This is a genomic window from Sneathiella sp. P13V-1, from assembly GCF_015143595.1.
Classification (GTDB): Bacteria; Pseudomonadota; Alphaproteobacteria; order Sneathiellales; family Sneathiellaceae; genus Sneathiella.
The window spans coordinates 332,593-353,652 of record NZ_WYEU01000003.1 but is presented as its reverse complement, the minus strand read 5'-3'; the positions used below and the strand labels follow the sequence as shown (position 1 = coordinate 353,652).

Annotated in this window: 19 protein-coding genes and 1 riboswitch; of the genes, 9 read left to right on the top strand and 10 right to left on the bottom strand. The window is 47.2% G+C overall.

Features of this window, described 5'->3' with window-relative positions:
* Positions 1-2: 2 nt before the first annotated feature.
* Positions 3-1,037 (bottom strand): cobalamin biosynthesis protein CobW, encoded by a 1,035-nt coding sequence (gene cobW, locus GUA87_RS14840; protein ID WP_193717378.1) that lies wholly within the window; start codon positions 1,035-1,037, stop codon positions 3-5.
* 124 nt (positions 1,038-1,161) lie between these two features.
* Positions 1,162-1,350: riboswitch (cobalamin riboswitch) on the bottom strand.
* Between the two features lie 94 nt (positions 1,351-1,444).
* Here cobW and GUA87_RS14835 point away from each other — a divergent pair.
* Positions 1,445-1,861: a VOC family protein gene (locus tag GUA87_RS14835; RefSeq protein WP_193717377.1), complete on the top strand. Its 417-nt coding sequence runs from the start codon at positions 1,445-1,447 to the stop codon at positions 1,859-1,861.
* On the opposite strand, the gene cobD is transcribed toward GUA87_RS14835, so the two are convergent.
* Entirely contained in the window at positions 1,858-2,877 is a 1,020-nt protein-coding gene (cobD, locus tag GUA87_RS14830; RefSeq protein ID WP_193717376.1) for a threonine-phosphate decarboxylase CobD, read from the bottom strand. The two genes, GUA87_RS14835 and cobD, sit on opposite strands and share 4 nt — an antisense overlap.
* 104 nt (positions 2,878-2,981) lie before the next feature.
* Between cobD and GUA87_RS14825 the strand changes: the two genes are divergently transcribed.
* Both GUA87_RS14825 and GUA87_RS14820 read left to right on the top strand, forming a co-directional pair.
* The gene (locus tag GUA87_RS14825; protein ID WP_193717375.1) at positions 2,982-3,767 is read left to right on the top strand and encodes an ABC transporter ATP-binding protein; all 786 of its coding nucleotides are present in this window, start codon (positions 2,982-2,984) and stop codon (positions 3,765-3,767) included.
* Between the two features lie 58 nt (positions 3,768-3,825).
* Positions 3,826-4,518 carry a hypothetical protein gene (locus GUA87_RS14820; RefSeq protein ID WP_193717374.1) on the top strand — a complete coding sequence of 231 codons (693 nt, stop codon included), beginning with the start codon at positions 3,826-3,828 and terminating at the stop codon, positions 4,516-4,518.
* Here GUA87_RS14820 and GUA87_RS14815 read toward each other — a convergent pair.
* Positions 4,515-5,288 (bottom strand): SDR family NAD(P)-dependent oxidoreductase, encoded by a 774-nt coding sequence (locus GUA87_RS14815; RefSeq protein ID WP_193717373.1) that lies wholly within the window; start codon positions 5,286-5,288, stop codon positions 4,515-4,517. The two genes, GUA87_RS14820 and GUA87_RS14815, sit on opposite strands and share 4 nt — an antisense overlap.
* Positions 5,289-5,311: 23 nt before the next feature.
* Positions 5,312-5,875: a DUF924 family protein gene (locus tag GUA87_RS14810; RefSeq protein WP_321575921.1), complete on the bottom strand. Its 564-nt coding sequence runs from the start codon at positions 5,873-5,875 to the stop codon at positions 5,312-5,314.
* Between the two features lie 100 nt (positions 5,876-5,975).
* Here GUA87_RS14810 and GUA87_RS14805 point away from each other — a divergent pair, with 100 nt between their 5' ends.
* The 3 genes from GUA87_RS14805 to GUA87_RS14795 all read left to right on the top strand — a co-directional run bounded on the left by GUA87_RS14805 (position 5,976) and on the right by GUA87_RS14795 (position 7,573).
* The gene (locus GUA87_RS14805) at positions 5,976-6,233 is read left to right on the top strand and encodes a hypothetical protein (RefSeq protein ID WP_193717372.1); all 258 of its coding nucleotides are present in this window, start codon (positions 5,976-5,978) and stop codon (positions 6,231-6,233) included.
* On the top strand, positions 6,234-6,995 hold the full coding sequence (locus tag GUA87_RS14800) for a trypsin-like serine peptidase (protein ID WP_193717371.1): 762 nt from the start codon (positions 6,234-6,236) through the stop codon (positions 6,993-6,995). It begins immediately after the preceding gene.
* Between the two features lie 203 nt (positions 6,996-7,198).
* Positions 7,199-7,573 carry a hypothetical protein gene (locus GUA87_RS14795; RefSeq protein WP_193717370.1) on the top strand — a complete coding sequence of 125 codons (375 nt, stop codon included), beginning with the start codon at positions 7,199-7,201 and terminating at the stop codon, positions 7,571-7,573.
* Positions 7,574-7,621: 48 nt separating this feature from the next.
* On the opposite strand, the gene GUA87_RS14790 is transcribed toward GUA87_RS14795, so the two are convergent.
* The 4 genes from GUA87_RS14790 to GUA87_RS14775 are packed head-to-tail and all read right to left on the bottom strand — an operon-like array spanning position 7,622 to position 14,037.
* Positions 7,622-9,676, bottom strand: a complete 2,055-nt coding sequence (locus tag GUA87_RS14790) for an HD domain-containing phosphohydrolase (protein WP_193717369.1) — start codon at positions 9,674-9,676, stop codon at positions 7,622-7,624.
* Positions 9,676-10,356, bottom strand: coding sequence for a transglutaminase-like cysteine peptidase (locus tag GUA87_RS14785; protein WP_193717368.1), 681 nt, complete (start codon positions 10,354-10,356; stop codon positions 9,676-9,678). The genes GUA87_RS14790 and GUA87_RS14785 overlap by 1 nt, the downstream gene beginning before the upstream one ends.
* Positions 10,356-11,684: an HlyD family type I secretion periplasmic adaptor subunit gene (locus GUA87_RS14780; RefSeq protein ID WP_193717367.1), complete on the bottom strand. Its 1,329-nt coding sequence runs from the start codon at positions 11,682-11,684 to the stop codon at positions 10,356-10,358. The genes GUA87_RS14785 and GUA87_RS14780 overlap by 1 nt, the downstream gene beginning before the upstream one ends.
* 37 nt (positions 11,685-11,721) lie before the next feature.
* Positions 11,722-14,037, bottom strand: a complete 2,316-nt coding sequence (locus tag GUA87_RS14775; protein WP_227712032.1) for a type I secretion system permease/ATPase — start codon at positions 14,035-14,037, stop codon at positions 11,722-11,724.
* 802 nt (positions 14,038-14,839) lie between these two features.
* On the opposite strand from GUA87_RS14775, the gene GUA87_RS14770 reads away from it, so the two are divergent.
* Positions 14,840-16,183, top strand: a complete 1,344-nt coding sequence (locus GUA87_RS14770) for a TolC family outer membrane protein (RefSeq protein WP_193717366.1) — start codon at positions 14,840-14,842, stop codon at positions 16,181-16,183.
* Positions 16,184-16,246: 63 nt separating this feature from the next.
* Here GUA87_RS14770 and GUA87_RS14765 read toward each other — a convergent pair whose 3' ends face one another.
* The gene (locus tag GUA87_RS14765; RefSeq protein WP_193717365.1) at positions 16,247-16,894 is read right to left on the bottom strand and encodes a transglutaminase-like cysteine peptidase; all 648 of its coding nucleotides are present in this window, start codon (positions 16,892-16,894) and stop codon (positions 16,247-16,249) included.
* 190 nt (positions 16,895-17,084) lie between these two features.
* Between GUA87_RS14765 and GUA87_RS14760 the strand changes: the two genes are divergently transcribed.
* The gene (locus GUA87_RS14760; RefSeq protein WP_193717364.1) at positions 17,085-19,202 is read left to right on the top strand and encodes an HD domain-containing phosphohydrolase; all 2,118 of its coding nucleotides are present in this window, start codon (positions 17,085-17,087) and stop codon (positions 19,200-19,202) included.
* A 25-nt stretch (positions 19,203-19,227) separates the two neighbouring features.
* Here GUA87_RS14760 and GUA87_RS14755 read toward each other — a convergent pair whose 3' ends face one another.
* Entirely contained in the window at positions 19,228-20,250 is a 1,023-nt protein-coding gene (locus tag GUA87_RS14755) for a DNA-binding response regulator (RefSeq protein WP_193717363.1), read from the bottom strand.
* A gap of 234 nt (positions 20,251-20,484) precedes the next feature.
* Between GUA87_RS14755 and GUA87_RS14750 the strand changes: the two genes are divergently transcribed.
* Positions 20,485-21,054: a pseudouridine synthase gene (locus tag GUA87_RS14750; protein ID WP_193717362.1), complete on the top strand. Its 570-nt coding sequence runs from the start codon at positions 20,485-20,487 to the stop codon at positions 21,052-21,054.
* Positions 21,055-21,060 lie beyond the last annotated feature (6 nt).

Genomic DNA, 21,060 nt, shown 5'->3' with positions numbered 1-21,060 from the left:
AATTAACCCTTTAGCGCGGAAGTAATAGCACCTTCATCAAGGCCATGCTCGCCAATTATGACAAGACGGCTGACACGTTCGTCACTGTCATTCCATTCGCGATCAAAATAATGCTGAATGCGATTTCCAACGGCCTGAACCACAAGGCGCATATCCTTACCATTCACGGCAATGAAACCTTTTGCCCGAAGGATGCCATGATTTTCGATGGCGGATTTCAAACGAGCAACCAGTGTTTCCGGATCGTCAGGGTTATCAAGGGCCACAACAAAGCTGTCGAAATCATCATGTTCGTGATCGTCATGATCATCATGGTGGGATTTGCGCCCTTCCAGATCATCTTCTGCGGCGGCCCCCATTCCCAAAAGAACCGCGGCGCTGATGTTCCCATGGGAAGTGCGAACCAATTTCACCGATGGGCGTACACGATCCCGAAGTTCTGTTTCTGCTTTTACAAGATCAGCATCTTCCAGCATATCTGCTTTGTTCAGCAAGATCATATCTGCGCAATTGAGCTGGTCTTCGAACAGTTCCTCTAATGGACTATCATGATCCAGATTTTCATCTGCTTCGCGCTGCGCTTGTACGGCATCCGGGTTAGAGGCAAACAACCCGTCACGATAGGCAGGGCTGTCGATTACAGTGACAACACCATCCACTGTCACCTGAGTACGCACCTCTGGCCATCCAAAGGCACGAACCAAAGGTTTTGGCAGGGCAAGGCCGGATGTTTCAACTATAATATGATCAGGACGTTCTTCACGATCCAGCAGCGCCTGAATGGTTGGCAGGAAGTCATCTGCAACCGTACAGCAGATACATCCATTGGCGAGCTCGACAATGTCTTCTTCACTGCAATTTTCATTACCGCAGCCTTTCAAGACTTCACCGTCGACCCCTAGATCACCAAATTCATTGATAATCAACGCAAGGCGTTTGCCATTTGCGTTCTCAATTAGATTGCGGATGAGGCTGGTCTTACCAGCACCCAAAAAGCCGGTTACAACAGTTGCTGGAATTTTCTCGTATGCGGTCATGGTTTTTCCTGAAATGAAGACATGGGGATATGGCGCGCTGGCAAACCAGAACGGGCGCAGGTAATCAGCGATGTAAGAGGCCGAATAAAACTCATTCTCGGCACGTCATGATCCTCCGTCATGTTTTAGAACCTCATTTGATGGCAGGTCTCCTGGCTTACGAATGACACCGAACACCTTCCCGCCGTAGCAGTGGTTTGTTGTTCGGCTAATCGCCTACAGTTGCGGGGACAGCCGCGGAATTGATCTTAATCGCACCGCGTTCCCTTTTTAATCCCAAAAAACTTCAGGAACCATCGTTGCCGGACGCTAAGGGGATAACGGGTTGGTGTCAATTCAATAAGTGACAGGAGGCACAAAAGAGATTACCGTCCCGGCTGGTTAGAAGACTTGTCTGGAGAAAATTAATGCCCCCGTTTCACCTTGCGTTCCCTGTTCTGGATATAGAAGATACACGCCAGTTTTTTGTTGATGTTCTAGGCTGCAAGGTCGGGCGTGAAGCTGAGAAATGGATTGATTTTGATTTCTTTGGTCATCAGATTTCTGCTCATGTGAAACCTGAAGAATGTACAGGCGCGCAAACAAATGGTGTGGACGGGGATCAGGTGCCGGTTCGCCATTTCGGTGCCGTATTGGAGTGGTCAGAATGGGAATCTCTGCTGGAGCGTGTTAAAGCGGCGGGTGTTGAATTTATCATTGAACCGCGCATCCGTTTTGAAGGTCAGCCAGGCGAGCAGGGGATTTTCTTTATCAAAGACCCCGCAGGTAATGCGATGGAGTTCAAGACTTTCAAAGATATGGATAGCTTGTTCGATGCCGGCTAACTTAGAGACTTAAGCGCTTTAGATAAACGGTTCAGGGCTTCTTCGTCTTTGGGAAGCCCAAACCGCAGCCATTTGGAGTTATATTCGAAGGGGCGTGTCAAAATATGATTTTGGCACAAATGTTCAAATATCGCATTGGCTTCGTCAAATTCGGCTAACAAAAACAGCCCCGCATTTCCCATAACCTTACCGCCGGACTGCGATAGAAGCACCGCCACTTTTTCAGACATGTTTGCGATTTGTGTCCGAGTGGAGCAATGCCAATGAGTATCTGCATAGGCGACAGAACCAACCTCTGCGGCAACCCCGCTTACCGCCCATGGGCCAAGAGAGGATCTTATTTTCGAGACCCATGTTGGATCTCCGCAAACAAATCCAAGGCGAACCCCTGCGAGCCCAAAGAATTTCCCGAATGATTTTAAGATAAGTGTGTTCTCGGGGTCGTTGGAGGCCGCCGCACTTTTATCCGGTGTCACATCCATAAAGGCTTCGTCAATGATCAGAAGGCCATCTGGTTTCAACCAGTTTGTTCGCCATAAATTGATTTCATCAGAATTAAATAAGGTGCCTGTAGGATTGTTCGGGTTCACAAGCACGGCAATATCGGCTGGCTCAGCAGGTGCCTTTGCAGAACCGTAAACTTCATGACCGCCTAATTTCCAGCAATTGGAATGCTCGGCATAGGTCGGAGATTGAATGGCAACCTTTTGAGGGCCGCCCGCGATAAGGGGCAGGATTTGCAAGATGCTTTGGGTGCCGGGGGCGGCGGTAATTGAATAACTTTCTGGAAGGCCAAAGTAAGATCTTGCCGAGGAAAGCAGCTTTTCTTCCTGTTCTGTTCCAGGGAGAGATGTCCAAAACTGGGTGGATATCTCAGGGACAGAGTAGGCGTTTGGATTGATGCCTGTACTTAAATCCAGCCAATCAGAAGCATTGCCGCCATACGCACACCTCGCGGCATCGATGTCACCGCCATGAAAGACAGGCCGATTATAGCTGTTTGACGAAATACCCATGAATACCGAACCCGAAATTAATTCTATTCGACTTAGTTATAAAGCAGATTGAAATCATTGCCAGTTTCTGTAATTTGAAGAGGTAAATAGGGGAAGGAATATTCGTGTCTGCACAGCCTGAAAAAATCACAATCAAAGGGCTAAACAAACATTTTGGCGCCAATCACGCGCTAAATGATCTAAGCCTGTCCGTAGGGGCAGGGCAGATCCTCACCCTTATTGGACCTTCAGGTTCTGGGAAAAGCCTTGCCTTAAAAAGCATTGTTGGGTTGGAGCGTCCTGACAGCGGCACAATCGAAATTGATGGAAAACGCACAGATACTCTGCGCGGTCAGGACTATGACGAGTTTTTGAAACAGTTTGGTATCCTGTTTCAACGCTCCGGTTTGTTTGATGGGTTACCGGTATGGGAAAATATCGGCTTTCGACTTCTTCAACAGCCTGGGGCGACCCGCAAAGATGTCCGTGAGCAGGCAAAAGACAAACTAAGGTCCGTTGGACTTTCTGCTGATGCCGTTGATCTTTATCCGTCGGAGCTTTCTGGCGGCATGCAGAAACGTGTGGGTATAGCACGGGCTTTGGCTGGGAACCCGCCCATTTTGTTCTTGGATGAACCAACCGCGGGCCTTGATCCGATCATGAGCAACGTCATCAATGATCTGATAGTTAAAAATGTGCGTGAAATGGGCAGTACGGCCATCGTCGTAACCAGCAATTTGGTAACCGCGTCCCGGATTTCAGACCAGATTGTTATGCTTCATGAAGGTCATGCCATGTGGCAAGGCAGTTCTGATGAAATTGAAGACACTGATAATCCATATGTTTATCAGTTCTGGCACAAGAAGAAGGACGGTCCGATTAAGATGCCCGTCTCGTCCCTGGCCTTTTAACCTCACGAACATATGTATGTAAGCGTCTACTGACCTCCATCACTTAAGGGAGGTTAGGTTGGATTTTTACACCTCACATAATGATTTGGCAGATTTGCTTGAGCCGCGGCAGATATCTGGTTGGCATGGAGGTGTTGTGACCTTATGGGACAGAAAGCTCCATGTCCTAAGTGGCGCTAATTTCGCTTACGAACACTCCCTTGAGGAGATAGAGGAAGATTATTGGAGGCATTGTTTCCAAAGCGTGGAAACAAAACTCAAGCTGATGAATGTAAAGCCTTTTCATTCCTGGGCAGCGGATGGAAAGTTTTTCAAGAACATCATGTCTCCGATCCAGATGGAGCTTTATCTGCCGTCCTTTTATCAGATCGTCAAATTAATGCCGCGTCAGATGCTGGGGGCACGCCGAAAGATTTTGGCGCGTTATATGGACCTGAAACTGCTTGATGCAAGCGCCCCGAAAGCCAAATGGAGCAAGTGGTTCATTCGATCAGCACCTCTTCTTTATCCGGCTCATGAACTTGTTGCTAGGGCAGATCGATTCACGGCGACAATGAGGTTTAACGCGGATCAGGGGAGAGCGGCTCAGAAAAGCAGGACAGTTGCGTATATCAGATACATTACCCGGATGAGCGATAAGGAACTGATTGGAGCTTTTTCCCATCAGGATAGTTACGAGAGAGAACTGGAATGGCTACTTGTTCTCTCCCGTGATTTTAAGCTCACTTTAGAGGATATCTTTACAGATTAGCCTTCAAGTGCAGGCAGGCCAGATTTTTCACGGAACTCTGGATTGCGAATGTCCAGTTCCTGACCAGCAAATTCATCAGCGGCTTCAGAACAAAGCCAGGCGATGGCTTGAGCTGGATCCTTCGCGGCTGACAAGTTTTCGCGGGGTAGTTGGCTTACACGGTTGATGCCGGAGGCGCGAATGTTGACCTGCATATCTGTATCAACGACCCCTGGTGCGAAACCAAATACCCGAACGCCTTTTTCACCAGCTTCATGGGCTGTTGCGCGTGTCATCATATAAACACCAGCTTTGCCGGAACAGTATGCACTCCAGCCTTCCAGTGGATTATGGGCGGCACCTGAACTGATATTAATGATGGTGCCGTGCCCCTGATCATAGAATTTACCAAGAACGGCACGGATGCCATTATACACACCCACCAGATTGACAGAGATATTACGCGCCCAGGCTTCTGGGTCTGTATCTTCAATCATGCCAATTGGGTCAACAATACCCGCATTGTTGACGAGCACATCAATTTTGCCAAAACGTTCCAGCGTGTCGGAGATCATTTTCTCAACGGCACTATAATCGGAGACATCACAGCTTACAGCGAAGGCTTCGCCGCCATTATTTCCGATTTGTTCCAGTACGTCACTGCAAGCACTTGCATTTCTAGCCGCCGCTACAACCCGCGCCCCTCTTGCGGCCAGCTCCACGGCCGCTGCGGCACCGATACCGCGGCTAGCACCTGTAACAACAACAACTTTGTCTTTTAGGTCAGACATTTAATCTTCCTTTTAATTCATACCTAGAATGAAGAATTAGGCTGCTGAAGAAATTCAATTTCCTCTGCAGTACTGGTGCGCCCCAGTATTTCATTTCGATGAGGGAACCTTCCAAATCTCTCTATAATCTCTAGATGTCGAATGGCAAAGTCCAGACCATTTTCATTTCCCAGCTTTTTGTAGGACTCAACCGAGAATTTCTGATCCTCAAGAGACTCGCTATGTTCAAACGGGAGTAGCGCAAAAAATTGCATGATTTCAGGTAGCTGGTCGAAATAACCCCGATCCATTGTATGGCGTGCAATTTCTCTTGCTTTACCGTCAAAGGAAAAGGCGCGCGCTGTATCCCGGTATATGTTTCGTGGAAATTGATCGAGCAGGATTATGAGAGCCATGCATCCTTTGGCGCTTTCCGTCCAAGAGAGCAGATCACCATTCTCAGCCTTGAGAACAAGTTCTTCAAAATTTTGTCGGATTTCTGCATCGAACGTGGCGTCTTTTTGCCACCAGGCTTCGCGATGTTCGCCAAATTCCGGATGGGTGTCTGGCAAAAACCAGAAATCCAGTACCCTGTTTATATCTGTCACATCACACTCCCTTGATCGCTCTGTTAATAGCCTCGCAATCTTATTCGATTAGATTGGAGTGCGTCCAGTGATCTGCAATCTACAGAAATCGGAATTTTGAATGTTAAAAATGTCCCTAAAACTCAGCGTTCTGGCCTCCATATTGTTTATAGCTGCCGCCTGTGAGGATATCAGTAAAGCAGAATTGCTTGCCAAAGTGGAAGGTAAATCTACGCCTGCTGAAATAGAAGCGGCTCTTGGAAAGCCTGCGGATATTACAAATGATGGTGCGTTAAAACTCTGGAAATATAACACTTCAGACGGACCTGTTTGTTTTTCAATGGTGGGTAATCTCGCCATGCGTATGATATGTAGCTAGATGAACAAGTTTTTCTCCTTACTGCTGATCCCCCTTTGCCTTTCATTTACGGAAGGAAATGTCCATGCTGCAAAAAAACTTCAGTTGCGCGGAATTAAGGGAGAAGATAACAGGGAGTTTCCGGATGTCACGAAGACACCATGGCGCAGTATTGGCCGAATTAACAAAGACGGCAGTTTCTGTACAGGGGTGTTGATCGGCCCAGATACAGTTCTGACTGCGGCCCATTGTTTTTGGAACAAGCGAACCAGACGCTGGTCAGACGCCAAATATTTCCATTTCCTGCCAGGATATGAAAAGGGACGCTTTGCAGGACACGCAAAAGGCGTTAGCTATTCACTTTCCACCGATATGAAGAAAGCAGGTAGTTACCCTAACGCAGAACGAAAAGATGACTGGGCTATTTTAAAAATCGACAAGCCGCTTGGTGATCAGTTCGGGTGGATCCCTGTATTGTCAACGTCCCTAAAGAAGCGAAATGCCTCTGTGATGCAATCTGGCTATAGCAAGGATTATCCACATGTCTTGACCATGCATCGGAATTGTAAAGTGGTTAGAATAGCGAAGTTGAACGATGGGACAGTTCCCCTCTATGCGCATGACTGCGATGCGACAAAAGGGGATTCTGGATCTCCCATTTTTACGAAAACTGATGGCGAGTACCAGATTATCGGGCTGCATTCAGCTACGAGAACTTTAGATGATGGAAAAGTATACGGGATCGGGATACCAAGTTCATTATTTTCTAATATTAGACGTTAACCATAATTTTCTGACGGCATCAGTCATTTAGTCGACAAAATTTGCATAAAATTTTAGGAAATTTCTTATTAAATTGGAGATATTAACTCAAATGAGGGATGTATTTACTTGTCTAGCGCGCTAGTTTTTTAATCAATGGTGATGTGAACATTTCTTAGAAGTCGTCAAACGAAGTGAAACGTTGCGGCTTAGGAAAAAGGTCAATGTCTGAAATAAGAGACGAAAACGGTAAAGTTATTATCGAAATTGAAGACGAAACAACTGCGGATAAGCGGTTGGAAAGCCTGATGGCGGCTTCTGTTGGTGATGTAGCAAATCCGAAGACCGAAAGTTCGAATGTGGAAGGTGCGAACGTAATGATTGATGACCAAAATGAACTGGTCGATCTGGATGCCTTGTTTGATGCGCTCAATGTCGCAGCGAGCGAAGGTGTAGAGGTAGCAACTTATTCAGAAGATGCGGACCATCATGGCGTTCTGACCGTTAATGCCGAACTGTTACATAGCGCATCTTTAGAAGAATTAGAAAGCCACGCAAGCGAAGCCCTGGCTGATAAGATCATCTCGGACGAATCCTAATCGAGGTTCAACCGAATAAAAAGGGCCGCTAAAAGCGGCCCTTTTTTATTATCCAATTCCACCTTCAAGACTATCGACTAGCGTCTTTCCGTCAGTTGTTTTTAAGAATTCATCGAACGCCGTCACGACCTTCGGATCATATTTCTCCGGATTTGTGCGGAATACTTCCATGGCTTCTTCCACGGTAATTGCCTGACGGTAGGAGCGCGGTGATACACGCGCGACCAGAATATCAGCCATGCCCAGAATACGGGCGGAGACGTTAATCTCATCCCCAGAAAGTTGTTTCGGATAGCCGGATCCATCTTGACGCTCATACATCTGTGTTACGGCTGTAATCACATCTTCATCGATATCCATCTCTCCGAGCAATTCACCCGCGCGGTCCACATGACCTTTCATGATGTTCATTTCTTCGTCGGTCAAACGGCCTTCTTTTGTCCGGATTTCCGGTGGAATCGAGATTTTACCAATCTGTGAAAGGTTCGCAGAGGTTGCAATATTTTGGCGTTCCTCACGTGGGATATCCAAAATCTTGGCAACATTGTTGGAAAGTTCTCCCATCCGCTGTGAATGACCGGCGAGATATGGATCATTTTCTTCCATCATGCGCACAAGGATTGAGATTGTCTTGCGACCCTGTTCCTCTTTCTGGCGCTGGAAGGTGATATATTCGGTGATATCACCGATAACGGTCACAATACCCATAAAGGAATCGCTGTCATCAGACAGTTTGGATTTTTCGACGCGAACAATCCGGACCCCATTGGCGGTATCCATTTCAAAAATGTCATTTGTCGGCTGACCGCTGACCATGACTTTCTGGTTCATCTCATCCAGTTTTCTTGCCGCGACGTCGCCAAACAGATCTCGGTCGGATTTACCGGCAATTGAGGCTTCCGGGAAATCTGTAAAACGGGCGAGGGCAGGGTTGGCATAAACGTAAAATCCTTGCGCATCCGTCAGACCAATAAGGTCCTCGATACTTCCATTGATGCTGCCAAGTAGACGGCGCTGTGCATTGATTTGCTGTGCAAGCGTTTTGTATTGGTCAGCCATATCTTTGGCATTTTGGCTTTTCAGACTAAACCAGATGCCGCTGACAATACTGATCACAACCAGGAAAAAGCTGCCGGATAGGCCATAGATTGAAAACTTGTAGGTCTCCAACTCCGATAATGCAGTGCTTTGAGGTAGTCCTTGCAAGACCATCCAATCAGTACCTGTCACCTGGTTGCCAGATGTGAAATAGAACGTACCGTTAGAGTTTAGTGGGCGTAAGCCAAAGTCTTGGCCCATGTCTGATGTATTGCTTTTCGCAATTTTCGGGGTTTTTGACGGGGAAACCAACGCGTAGTTATCGCCCTGCTTCTGATAAAGGTGAAGAACCTGCCCCTCTGCATCAAGTTTTGATGGCTTGAGGGCTGTGTTAATTGCATCGGAGGCACTTAGCACCATGACCAACACGCCTGTCACTTTGCCTTTTTCTTCACCAGCGGTTGCTTGCGGTGCAAAGATCGGGATCATATAATCAATGAGCAGGTCGTCACTTGCATCACGCAGTGGTGATACAGTGATTTCAGATCGGTCATATTGGCTAACCGCTTTTTCACGTTGTTCATCGCTCAAACCCGGTGCGCCCGCAGAGGCCAGATAAGCTCGGCCATCAGGTCCAATAAGATAGGCGCCAACCAACTGGTTCTCTTGAACAAAGCTAGTGATTGCATTCTGCATGTAAGGCAACTGGTTTTGAAGGGCTTGCGGAAGATTTCCACCACCTGAAATACCAATTTCCGTTGCAAACAATTGGAACAGCGGACTGGCCGTAATCGGCTTCGCCCGTTGCGCAGTTTCATCTAACCAGGCCGCCAATAGATTGGCACGGCCTTCAACCGCGATTTCTTGCCGGGTTTGCAACTCTTCGAGAAGAGCTGTCTGCTTTCCGCTGATAAAGGAATTGGAAACAAAAACGCAACCAATTGCCAAAGCCAAGGCTAGGATACCGCCAATAAGGAGGGGTTTTTTGTTACCACCATCCGCCTCATCCGGCAGATCATTGGCCATAAACTTGTTTAATTCCATATTTGCCATTGTTTCAGTCATTATTTATTCCCCCCAACATTCCCCTGACGTGCTAAGTGGCCGGGGATATGTGCCCAGCGGGTGGTTTCGTTTGCTGAATAAAAAGGGACGTAGTATTTCACGAGTCCCTCCTCAAGGACGCTGTCATTTTGCGAGTCCAGGATATATGTCTTACCTGCTGCCGTGAGGCCTAAGATCGTGTGGGTCTGTCCGCGCAGGACATCATTTGTCACCACGAGCCGCATGTTTTCCGGCTTAACCCCCAACTCTTTCAGGCTGACATATTTCATAATCGCAAAATCTTCAGAATCCCCACCGTTCGGTAGGAAATCAAGAGGTGCTGCCCAATGATCAGCCTGTTTATACAGATCCTGATCTTTGGCAATTTGCCACTTGTTGATAAAACGGTTCACTTCACGCACCTTTTGATTGAGGCTTGCGTGTTCCAACTCCTGAATTTTTGTGCGCCACAGCGTCATTTGCTGCGATCCACAGCGCAGGATATCACGGTCACATTCCGCGGCCGCTTTTTCCAGTTCTGGAAAACTTGAGATAACACGCTTCCATTGTGGCAAGGCATCCAGATTTCGAGATGGTATCTCCGTAGTTCCAAATAGACCGTTTTCAGTCGCCGAAACGTTTGAAGGTGCATTCATCAAACCCATACCTAACGCGGCGAGAATAAGTGATTTTGCAATCATTAGCGTTCTCTCAAAGCGTTGTTCTTGGTTTTCAGAATTGGTTTTAAAATGTAGTCCAGCACCGACTTATGGCCGGTAAGGGTATCAACTGTAGCGATCATACCAGGTTTAATCGGGAATATTTCTTCGCCACGTTTTAGAGAGTTCTCTTCTGTCCGAACAATAATCTGATAGAAGGTTTCACCTGTTTGTTCATCAGTAATGGTATCCGGACTGATCCTTTCCAGCTTGGCAGGTAAACCGCCATAAATGGAATAGTCATAGGCCGAGATTTTCACCGTGGCTTGTTGTCCTGGGCGCAGGAAGGCAATATCCGATGGTCGGATTTTTGCTTCCACTAGTAGGGAATCCTCAATCGGAACAATCTCCACAATATCCTGACCTGGGCGGACAACACCGCCTAGTGTTTGGATGTGAAGCGCTTTCACTTCACCTTTAAGCGGCGAGCGTACATCTGTACGGGTAACCCGGTCTTTAGCCGCCAGAATTGATTGGCGAACCACTTCATATTCAGCACGGGAAACACTGAGTTCCTGAGAGGCGAGACTTCTGAAATTCAGGATTTTTTCCTCAATACGCTGGTTAGCTTCCCTTAACGCACCTTGAGCGCGAGGAAGGGCAAGTCTTGAAGCTGAGATCTGACCACGAAGCTCATTCACTTCGCGTTTTAATTGAAGCAGTTGAACTTTCGGAACAATACCTTTTTCCGCGAGTGGTTCTGTAATGGATAGCTCCTCAGTTACCAGTGCCAGACTAGCAGTGAGTTGATCCAGCTTACCGTTAATTTCAGCAATTTCCTGTTTTCTTTGCTGAGACTGCTGACGCAAAATGGAAATCTGAGATTGCAGTTCAGCCTGACGTGCATTGAACAAACTTTGTTCACGCTGACTAATGGTAGGCGCTTCCGCCAGGAGTTCTGGAGGGAAGTTTACTCCCTTGCCTTCAGCTTCTGCCTCCAGCCTGGCGATCTTGCCAAGCAGATTCATGTATTGAGATTCAATTTCACCAAATCTGGCTGCAAAACCCGTATCGTCAATACGAAGAAGAATTTGACCTTTCTCAACGATCTCACCCTCGCGCACCAGAAGTTCTTTCAGGATGCCACCTTCAAGGTTTTGAATGACCTGAACTTGTGATGAAGGGATAACTTTACCGTCACCGCGAGTTACCTCATCCAGAATCGCGTTGTCCGCCCAAATATAGGCAGCCACAAAGAAGGCAATAACACCAAATAGTAAAAGCAGTGATTTTGGGCTTGGCCCTTGTATTTCCGCAGCCGCCACATCAGAAGCAAAATCTGCGTCATTCCAGTTATTCTTTTTGGACATATTCTTAGCCTATATCTCTCTAAATTCTTCCGGACGGTTATGCAGATTTCTTTTTGTTCTGACGTTGTCCAATTTTCAGGACCTCGTCGCGCGGGCCATCGGCAACGATTTTACCGTTCCCAAGAACAATGATCCGATCGACGATGGAGAACAGGGATGTTCTGTGTGTCACCAGAATAAGTGTCTTGTTTTGAGCGTAGCTTTGAAGACGGGAGATGAAACGTTTCTCCGAGTTCAAATCCATGGAGCTGGTCGGCTCATCAAACATCAAAACCGGTGGGTTTGGCAGAAGTGATCTGGCAATACCAAGTGCCTGACGTTGACCACCAGAAAGTGTCGCCCCTTTTTCGCCAACAAGAAGGTCGTATCCATGTGGATGACGGCTGACGAAATCATGAACCCCGGCAAGTTTGGAGGCGCGGAGGATCATTTCATCGTCGGCTTGAGGGTGGCCCATGGTAATATTATGACGCACAGTGCCGTGGAACAGGGTGACATCCTGCATCACACTGCCGACCGAGCGACGAATGTCCGATGGATCAATCTGACGAATATCAGTCCCGTCCACAAGGACAGCCCCCTCATCCGGCTCATACAGATTAATCAGCAATCTTGAAATCGTGGTCTTCCCTGATCCCACCGGACCAATGATCGCCACTTTTTCACCGGGGCGTATTTTGAACGACACATTTGAAAGCGCAGGAAGATCAGTTCCAGGATATTTGAATGTGACATCTTTGAACTCCACTTCACCCTTAATGTTCGGGCGGCTCAGCTGACGCTTCTGTGCATCCCGCTCCACAGGCAGATCCATGATCTGGTTTAACCCTTTCAGGGCGACCATCGCCTGATTAAGACGTGTTAGAAGTGCCGCGATCTGGCTAAGCGGTGCCATTGTCCGGCCCGTTAGAATTGTAGAAGCGATCAAAGCGCCAATTGTCATTGTAGAATCGGGATCTGACATCAATGTCACACCATAGATCACAACAAATACGGTAACGAGCTGCATGGCCGCTGCGGACAAATTGATCCCTAGGCCAGCGAAAAAGCGGGACGTTACACTGGTTTTGGCTGTTTGTCCGACAAAGCGCTCCCACTCTTTCTGCATGTGACCTTCCACGCCCAGACTTTTAACTGTGTCGAGGGCGGAAATAGTTTCAATGATCACACCATGCTTTTGCGAGTTCTCTTCTGTGTTTTTGGCAACTGCCCTTCGCATAGGAAGTTGTAGTAACAGACCGAGGATGATCACCACGGGAACAGCGATCGCAGGAACAATGGCAATTGGACCGCCGATCAGGAAAATAATAAACAGGAAAACGCCAAGGAACGGCAGGTCAACCAGAGCTGTTACGGTCGCAGAAGTGAAGAAATCACGGAGCGTTTCAAACTCTCTCAGGTGATTGGCAAAAGCGCCCGAGGATTGGGGGCGGGCTTTTACCTGAATGTTCAATACCTGCTCGAAAATCCGGCTTGAGAGGAGTACATCTGCACGCTTGCCTGCATTATCAACAAAGTAAGATCGCAAGGTCTTCAGGACAAGATCAAATCCCACAACTGTTATGACACCGAAAGCCAAAACCCATAGCGTTTCCAATGCCTTATTCGGTACAACACGGTCGTAGACATTCATAATGAATAGGGGGCTCGCGATCGCGAAGCTATTGATAAGAAATGCGGCTACAACCACCTGAGCGTAAGTTGGCCAGAACTTCCAGATGGTTCCCCAGAACCAGGAGCCTGTGCGTTCTTCCAGACGATCATCCTTTGCAACCCTGAATTTAAAGTTAGGTCGCATAAAAATTGCATAACCTGCATATAGATCCTCTAGTTCTTTCAAGGGAACTGTTTGAGTTCCCTCTCCAGTCTCGGGGAAAATGACTTCAGCTTGCTGACCGCTTCTTTTCAAAAGGACGCAAGCCCGACGATCTTTAAGCAGCAATACTGTAGGCAGAACGATGTCTGGGATTTTGCTAATTTTCCTGTTTGTAACTCTCGCGCTAACGCCGATTCTCTCAGCTGCGCGTACAAATAGGCCAGGTGTCAGTTTATTATCTTCTAAAGGAAGACCATAAATTAAGGCGTCAGATGTTCTTGGATCATCAAAGATTTTTGTCATCGCGACAAGGCAGCCAAGCAGGCTGTCGTGATCCGTTCTGGAGACTTCAGATAGGTTGATTTCCCAGCCTTCAGCTTCAGGATTGCTGGCGGCAGCCGCACTCTCTTTCATCTCTTCGGCATCTCGATGTGCCATATGCGGATCCGCGTGCTTTAAGCTCTCAGCCGCCTTTTGGTCGAAACTTTCCCCGCCCAAATTTGGGCGTTTACCTGCACTACTGGTTTGATCTGTCATGTTTCAATTTTCCGTATCGGGGCGGATATGCGAGGCACCGTCCCCTGAAAATTCAAGAACTACTTGCTTTACCAAGCTATAAAGTGAGCGGCTTGGTAAGTCGGTAGAACTCCCCCTTTAAATATGCGTGTCCAATGTCAGTTACTTGGTACCCAGAAAAGCGTGGCTGATGAGCCAACGCGGTGATTAAGAAACCATTTGATGAAAAACATGTTAATAAGTCTCTAATCCCCTAAAAAACGCCTCAAATTTGTTCATTTCCAAATTTTTGGTCAGTGTGATCTGAGAATCGCCCATTTTGCACTGGTGTTAAACGGCGATCTGCTGTGAGATGTCTAAATGTTAACCATAAATTTCATTGAAATAACACAGAAATTCAAAGAAATGGAATTTCTGTGTGAGGGTTGTTAACCACGAATCATACGAATCTTATGTAGTATTGTTGTGGAAGTTTTGTGATTTTGGAAAAAATACTCAAAATGCGGGTGTGGATATTGGGTGTTTGTGGGGCGGCGGACGGCCAACTTGACCACTTCATAAATTTAAGTATGGCATAAGTTGCATATTAGCCACAATCTGACGCCTCTATGTGATTTTTTTCTGAGGCACTGTATTTGTACTGTTAAGGCATGGGCGAATTACTGTAAAACAGTGAGCAGAATTGACACACCTTGCGGACAAGTGGTTGACACTCAAGGTGATAAATACTACTCCATCTCATTAAATGATGAGTATGGAAGTATTGACCAGGTATTGAAGTTTAGTATCCTGTAAGACAGAAATTCTTTTTTGGGAGAGGGGCATGAAGTCCAAAATTAGCTCAATCAGCGCTCGCAACGTGATTTCAGCGGGTGTAGTGGCAGCTGTGTTCGGAGGCGCTCTGATGGCGGCACCGGTTCAGGCCGCGTCATTGAAAGATGCGGTTCAGGCAACCGTCACAAACTATCCTGAAATTGCGGAAGCTGCTGCTAACCGTCGCGCGATCGGTCAGGAGCTGGAGCAAGCTGAAGGTTTATACTATCCATCAGTTGATCTTGCGATTGGCGCTGGTAAAGAGTGGACAGACACCAACACAATTGATGATGAGTGGCTGACACGTACTGAGGGTAGCATTACTCTGACACAGACACTGATTGACGGTGGTTTCCGTGCGGCAGAGGTCGATCGTCAGGAAAGCCGCATTGATGGTGCAGCATACCGCGTTCGTGAACGTTCTGAAGCAATCGGTCTCGATACTGTTCAGGCATACCTAGACGTTCTTCGTAATCTCGAAGTTGTAAACCTTGCGACGGAAAATCTGGAAATCCACAAGCGTACACTGAAAGAAATCCGTGATCGTGCAGACGCAGGTCAAAGTGGTGTTGGTGATGTACAGCAGACTGAATCTCGTGTCGCTGCCGCTGAAGCTGCTCTGACAGAAACTCTCCGTCAGCTGGATGAATCAGAAATTGCATACCGCCGCTTGGTTGGTGAGGCTCCTGTAAATCTGGAACTGCCGTCCTTCAAGGATGATATTATTCCAGACACACTGGAAGACGTGGTTTCAATCGGCCTCGAAAGCAACCCTGACATTCGCTTCGCAAATGCAGATGTTGTAACTTCTGAAGCTGAAATCAGAGCTGCGGAAGCTAACTTCTATCCAACGGTCAACCTTGAGCTTGGTGCTTCTGCCAACAATGATCTAGACGGTGTTGAAGGTCACAGCGACGACTTCACTGCAATGGTTCGTATGCGTTACAACCTGTATCGTGGCGGTATCGATGTCGGTCGCCAGCAGGAAGCTATGGAGCGCAGCTCCGAAAGCAAACAGCGTAAAATGCGTTTTGAGCGTTTGGTTGAAGAAGAAATTCGCCAAAGCTGGAGCATACTGATGCGCTCACAGGCTCGTTCCGTTTCACTTGGTGATCAGGTGGTTGCGAACGGTCAGGTGGCTGCGACTTACCGTCAGGAATTCCAGATCGGTCAGCGTGATCTTCTCGATATGCTGGACGCAGACAACGAGTTGTTCAACTCTCGTACTGCTTTGACAACTGTTGAATATGCAGTTCTGTTTGCCAAGTATCGTCTGCTTGCAACTATGGGTCGCTTGAACAGCACTCTGGGTGTCACTCTCCCGGAAGAAGCGTTGCCAAACGACAATAGCTAAGAGATCAATCTCAAAAAAAAAGCCCCGGATTTTTCCGGGGCTTTTTTGTTGAAATTTGTGAGTTCATGAAGGTTTATAACGCCACCAACCCTTTTCGTTTACCGAATAGATAGGCCGGTAGTGACGAATGCGTTTTGCATCTACAACCAGACTGATCTGATTATCCAGTACCATTTTTTTGCCATCCAGATTGACGGTGAGAATGGCATGGGCAATTCGCAAATTCAGATCCTGCAGGACGACGATCTGTAAATCATCGGCTTCCCAACCTAGCGCACGCAGGGTGAAGTATTTGACAATTGCATAGTCTTCACAGTCACCGAATTTAGCAAAAAACTCCTTTGGAATTTCCCAGTAGTCCTTCACCCCCCAGTTAATTGGATCCAGCATGTAGCGATAAAGATTCATGTAGCTGTTTACTTTGCCCAACTGGAATTTCTTCGGCTTGTCTTTGAGCTCTTCGATCAACTCGTTCCACTTCTTGAATGCACAGGCGTTTAGTTGACCGCTATTACAATCTCCAGGGCGTTCTTTGTATTCATCAAGAACACGTCGCCATTTTGGAAATGGTTTCAAGGTGTTGTGGCTGTATCCCTTGAAGCCAAATACAGTTTTTGCTTCAGCAGGCTCCGCCATCCCGGTGGTTGCCAGGCCCATCGACAACAAAGATGCCAACAGAAGTTGTTTACTGACTGAAAGTCGCTTTTTCATTTCCTGTGCTTACATTCATTAAGTAGAATTTATGCAATTATCTAGAGTATCGGGCAAAAATGGTTAATAACTGTTAATCGTTAGTTCATTTTATCGTGAAATAGTTTTGGGCTACTAAATAATGCTTGTTGTTCAATCTGTTGCATTGGATCTCAAGGTAAAAAACACTGATACCCTAGCGGAAAAAAATATGTCGGACATTATTGAAGAAACCAGTACGCGCAAGCGCACCTATAAAATTCTGTCAGTTGGTGCGATTGCATTGGCGTCAGTCGTCATCGCGGGAGTATGGGGAACTCTTTCTTTTGTAAATAGTCAGAGAGAAAGAGATATCCAAAACTGGGAAGTTCAGCTTGGCATCGTCGCAGACAGTCGTGCTGCGGATGTACAACGGTGGATTACGGAGCAAAAAGCGGCTGTTCTTTCGCTCGCCGAAAATGAATCGCTGCAAATCTATTTGACGCAGTTGGTGATTGAGACAGGGGACAATGGAAGCAAGATCACTGATGTTCCTGAGGCCGGCTATTTGATTAACCTGCTAAATAATCAGGCAGTGATAAGCGGTTTTTGGGAGCCAGAGGAACCGGAAATAAGGGCCAATGTGGCGCGCCCGGGTAGAGCCGGTATTGCATTGACTGACGCAACAGGTCAGCTTCTCGTATCCAGTGGAAGTATGCCGCCGATGAACCCGGCAATCCGTGCAGGGATGGCAGAAGCTGCAAATGGTGTTGCTGCGATCATAGACATATACGAAGGATTGGATGGCGAGCCTACAATGGGCTTTGTTCAACCCGTTTACTCTATCCAAAATGAAGGGTCGAAAGACGATATCATTGGCTTTATTGTTGGATTGAGAACGGTCAGGAAGTCACTCTTCCCAACCCTGCACCAACCAGGTGACACGTTAGAGACAACGGATACCTATCTTGTTCGCAAAAGTGACAAGCTGATCGACTATATCTCTCCACTAGGAGATGGTACAGACGCATTGAAACGAAAACTCACGGCAGACGCCAAATTAGCGGCGGCTTTCGTTGTAGAAAACCCAGGGAGTTTTGCCGCTCGCAGCAACTATCTTGGCGATGAAGTACTGGTAACAGGCCGTGCTATTTCAGGTGCGCCTTGGTATCTCGTTCGGAGTATAACAACAATAGAAGCACTTGCGGAATCGAAGCAGCGTCTTAACACAATGCTTGGGGTGTTTCTCCTGCTGATTATCGGTGTCACAGGTACGGTTATTGCGGTATGGCGTCATGGTACTTCATTGCGTGCCGCTGAGTTGGCTGCCAAATATAAAGAAACAGCCGATAATCTTTCTGAACGCACTGAATTTCTCAAGATTGTAACGGACCAGCAACCGAATGCCATTGCTGTGTTTGACAAAGATGACCACTACACCTTTGCCAACAAGATGGCGGCTGATGATGCGCAAATGAATCAAACGGAGATTATTGGGCGTTCACTTTTGACAGCTTTTAACAAAGACGTGGGAAATCAGCTTAAAGAAATCCTGGATCGTGGACGCCGAGAAAAAGAAATTCAAAGTGAACTGGTTCATGTGCAGACAGAAGAAGGCGATCGAGTGTGGATGTCAGAATTTGTCCCATTGGGTAAAGGGGATGAACATGGCTCCGAAATGCTTGGTGTATTTCAGGATATTACGGAAGTCGTCGCAGAACGCGAACAGCGCGAGAAAGTCCTTCGAAGCCTGGTGCGCACTTTGGTGGCATTTTTGGACCGACGTGATCCCTATTCTGCAAACCAGTCTGCCCGGGTTGCGGAAGTCGCCATCGCTATTTCAGAGGAACTCGGTGCGGAAGATCGTATCCGCCGTACCGTAGATATCGCCGGCAATTTGATGAATTTGGGTAAAATCCTTGTCCCACCTGAGTTGCTGACCAAAACTGAAAATCTGACGGATGAAGAGAAAGCGATCATTCGAGATAGCATGTTTGCAAGTGCAGATCTTCTGGAAGGGGTGCGTTTTGACTTGCCTGTTGCTGAAGCATTGCGTCAGTTGCAGGAACATTGGGATGGTAGCGGTCAGCCGCGGGGCTTGAAAGAAGAGGCAATCAGTTTGCCAGCCCGTATTCTGTTGGTGGCAAATGATTATGTGGGAATGGTAAGTGCGCGGGCTTATCGTCCGGCACTATCAATAAATAGAGCGCTTTCCATTCTGATGGAGGGGACGGATAAAAAATATGACCGTCGTCCGGTGAGTGCACTGATCAATTATGTGGAAAATAAGGGCGGAAGAGAAGACTGGGCTCATTTTTCCAATCCACCAGAGAACATTGAAGAAAGCTGAAGTGTAATCTAAAGGCGATAGCAATTTACAGAATTGGTGTCGCCTTTAGAGCAGCGGGTCCGGTCAGAATAAGTTTGACCAACTCACTTTGCCGGCTTGTGTCAGTTTTCCTGAAAATCTGACGGAGTTGGGAACGGACAGTATGCATGCTGACGTTCCATTCTTCAGCAAGGTCATCCAATTTATAGCCATTGGTCAACCCCAATGCCAATCTGCCTTCTGCAGGTGTGAGGCCATATAGACCGCAAATGGCATCAATCGATAATTCGACAGGTTCGCTGGGGTCTGACACAAAAAGAACTGCGCCTTTACCCGCGATACCTGTTCCAATGGGCGCTACCATAACTGTTAGAGGAGTATCCTTTTGCTCTCTCGTTACCGACATGGCAAATTCACCGTCAGTAGCTTCTTCGCTTTCTTGGTTTAAGACGCTTTGAAGCAAATTGGAGAGCTGCTTGTTTTCACTTGATAGGGCCGCCCGGCAGATTCTGTTCTGATCAACCTTGAGGCCATCCCCCTGATCAAGGTAGTTTTTTGCTTTACCGTTCATAAACAGGACTTGCGAAGTCGCCGTTACTAGAATAACCCCCATAGGCAGGCGATTTAGAACTGCCGTTGCCGATTCTAAAAGAGGGCTGTTTTCCTGAGTGGATTGTTGGCCTTTTTGACGTTCAATAGAACTGACCAGACTTCTCGCCAGGCTTGCAGCTGTGAGTTGACCGCGCCCTATGAAATCCTGTGCCCCGTTGCGAATGGCCAGTTGACCGTCTTCGTCTTCGGATTCAGTGAGAACAACAACCGGAGTTGTGGAGAAAGTTGCCCTTAACGCCTTTAATGTTTCGAAATCGGAATCACCTGTCGAATCCAAATCCAGAAGAATAGCGTCGGCCCCCGCATTACTGCGTTGGTTGAGTAGCGCATCAGCATCGGGTACGGACATGATTTCCATAACCGGTTTCTTGATATTTGAAATCAACCAAGAAAATTGTTGCGCATCCCCCTCTCTGTTTCCCACAAACAGAATTTTCAAGGGTGGTAACTCACTCATTTCGCCCGTACTACTCCGCAGTTAGCCCGGCACCCATCCCAGGGTGCAGGTACTTTTGTTTGTTTTGTCAGATTTACAACGATCTGAATTTCGGCAATGGTGCCTGTACAAATTACTGAGTGGTCCTCAAAATAAGGCAACAAAGTTAATAAAATCGTTTCTTTTTCACATCGGTTGAAGAGAAATAAAATTTATGTGTCGTATTCGCCATATGAGGTGAAAGGAAGCATCAATTTGCAAAGTAAATTCAGATATATAGCCTTTAATAAGCCCTATGGTGTCTTAAGTCAGTTTACAAGCGAAGGCGGCCATCCGGCCCTTGATGGTTTTAACTTGCCAAAAGGAATTTATGCGGCGGGCCGTTTGGACCGGGATAGTGAAGGGCTTCTATTGCTGACTAATGATGGAAAGTTCATAAAAAAGCTGCTGGATCCGAGTTTTGCCCACCCGAGATCTTATTGGGTGCAGGTGGAAGGTAGTCCATCAAAAGAACAGCTATCTGCATTGGCTGCTGGACCGGAATTTAAAGGTTACAAGCCAAAACCTTGCAAGGTTCGCGTATTGGACCCGCAACCAGAGGTGCCGGACAGGATACCGCCCATAAGAGTTCGAAAAAACATTCCGGATACCTGGATTGAGATAGAACTCACCGAGGGAAAGAACAGGCAAGTACGCCGAATGACGGCTGCGGTTGGATGTCCAACTTTGAGGCTGATTAGAAAATCCATCGGAAAGCTGGAATTGAAAAAGCTCCCGTCCGGTGAATGGAGGGAGGTTTCAAAAGGGGACATCTTACCAAGGTGATGGATG

Excerpts from the sequence above, each read along its gene's own strand:
- cobW (WP_193717378.1), bottom strand. The coding sequence starts at position 1,037 with ATGACCGCATACGAGAAAATTCCAGCAACTGTTGTAACCGGCTTTTTG.
- GUA87_RS14835 (WP_193717377.1), top strand. The coding sequence starts at position 1,445 with ATGCCCCCGTTTCACCTTGCGTTCCCTGTTCTGGATATAGAAGATACA.
- cobD (WP_193717376.1), bottom strand. The coding sequence starts at position 2,877 with ATGGGTATTTCGTCAAACAGCTATAATCGGCCTGTCTTTCATGGCGGT.
- GUA87_RS14815 (WP_193717373.1), bottom strand. The coding sequence starts at position 5,288 with ATGTCTGACCTAAAAGACAAAGTTGTTGTTGTTACAGGTGCTAGCCGC.
- GUA87_RS14805 (WP_193717372.1), top strand. The coding sequence starts at position 5,976 with ATGTTAAAAATGTCCCTAAAACTCAGCGTTCTGGCCTCCATATTGTTT.
- GUA87_RS14800 (WP_193717371.1), top strand. The coding sequence starts at position 6,234 with ATGAACAAGTTTTTCTCCTTACTGCTGATCCCCCTTTGCCTTTCATTT.
- GUA87_RS14795 (WP_193717370.1), top strand. The coding sequence starts at position 7,199 with ATGTCTGAAATAAGAGACGAAAACGGTAAAGTTATTATCGAAATTGAA.
- GUA87_RS14790 (WP_193717369.1), bottom strand. The coding sequence starts at position 9,676 with ATGACTGAAACAATGGCAAATATGGAATTAAACAAGTTTATGGCCAAT.
- GUA87_RS14785 (WP_193717368.1), bottom strand. The coding sequence starts at position 10,356 with ATGATTGCAAAATCACTTATTCTCGCCGCGTTAGGTATGGGTTTGATG.
- GUA87_RS14780 (WP_193717367.1), bottom strand. The coding sequence starts at position 11,684 with ATGTCCAAAAAGAATAACTGGAATGACGCAGATTTTGCTTCTGATGTG.
- GUA87_RS14775 (WP_227712032.1), bottom strand. The coding sequence starts at position 14,037 with ATGACAGATCAAACCAGTAGTGCAGGTAAACGCCCAAATTTGGGCGGG.
- GUA87_RS14770 (WP_193717366.1), top strand. The coding sequence starts at position 14,840 with ATGAAGTCCAAAATTAGCTCAATCAGCGCTCGCAACGTGATTTCAGCG.
- GUA87_RS14765 (WP_193717365.1), bottom strand. The coding sequence starts at position 16,894 with ATGAAAAAGCGACTTTCAGTCAGTAAACAACTTCTGTTGGCATCTTTG.
- GUA87_RS14760 (WP_193717364.1), top strand. The coding sequence starts at position 17,085 with ATGTCGGACATTATTGAAGAAACCAGTACGCGCAAGCGCACCTATAAA.
- GUA87_RS14755 (WP_193717363.1), bottom strand. The coding sequence starts at position 20,250 with ATGAGTGAGTTACCACCCTTGAAAATTCTGTTTGTGGGAAACAGAGAG.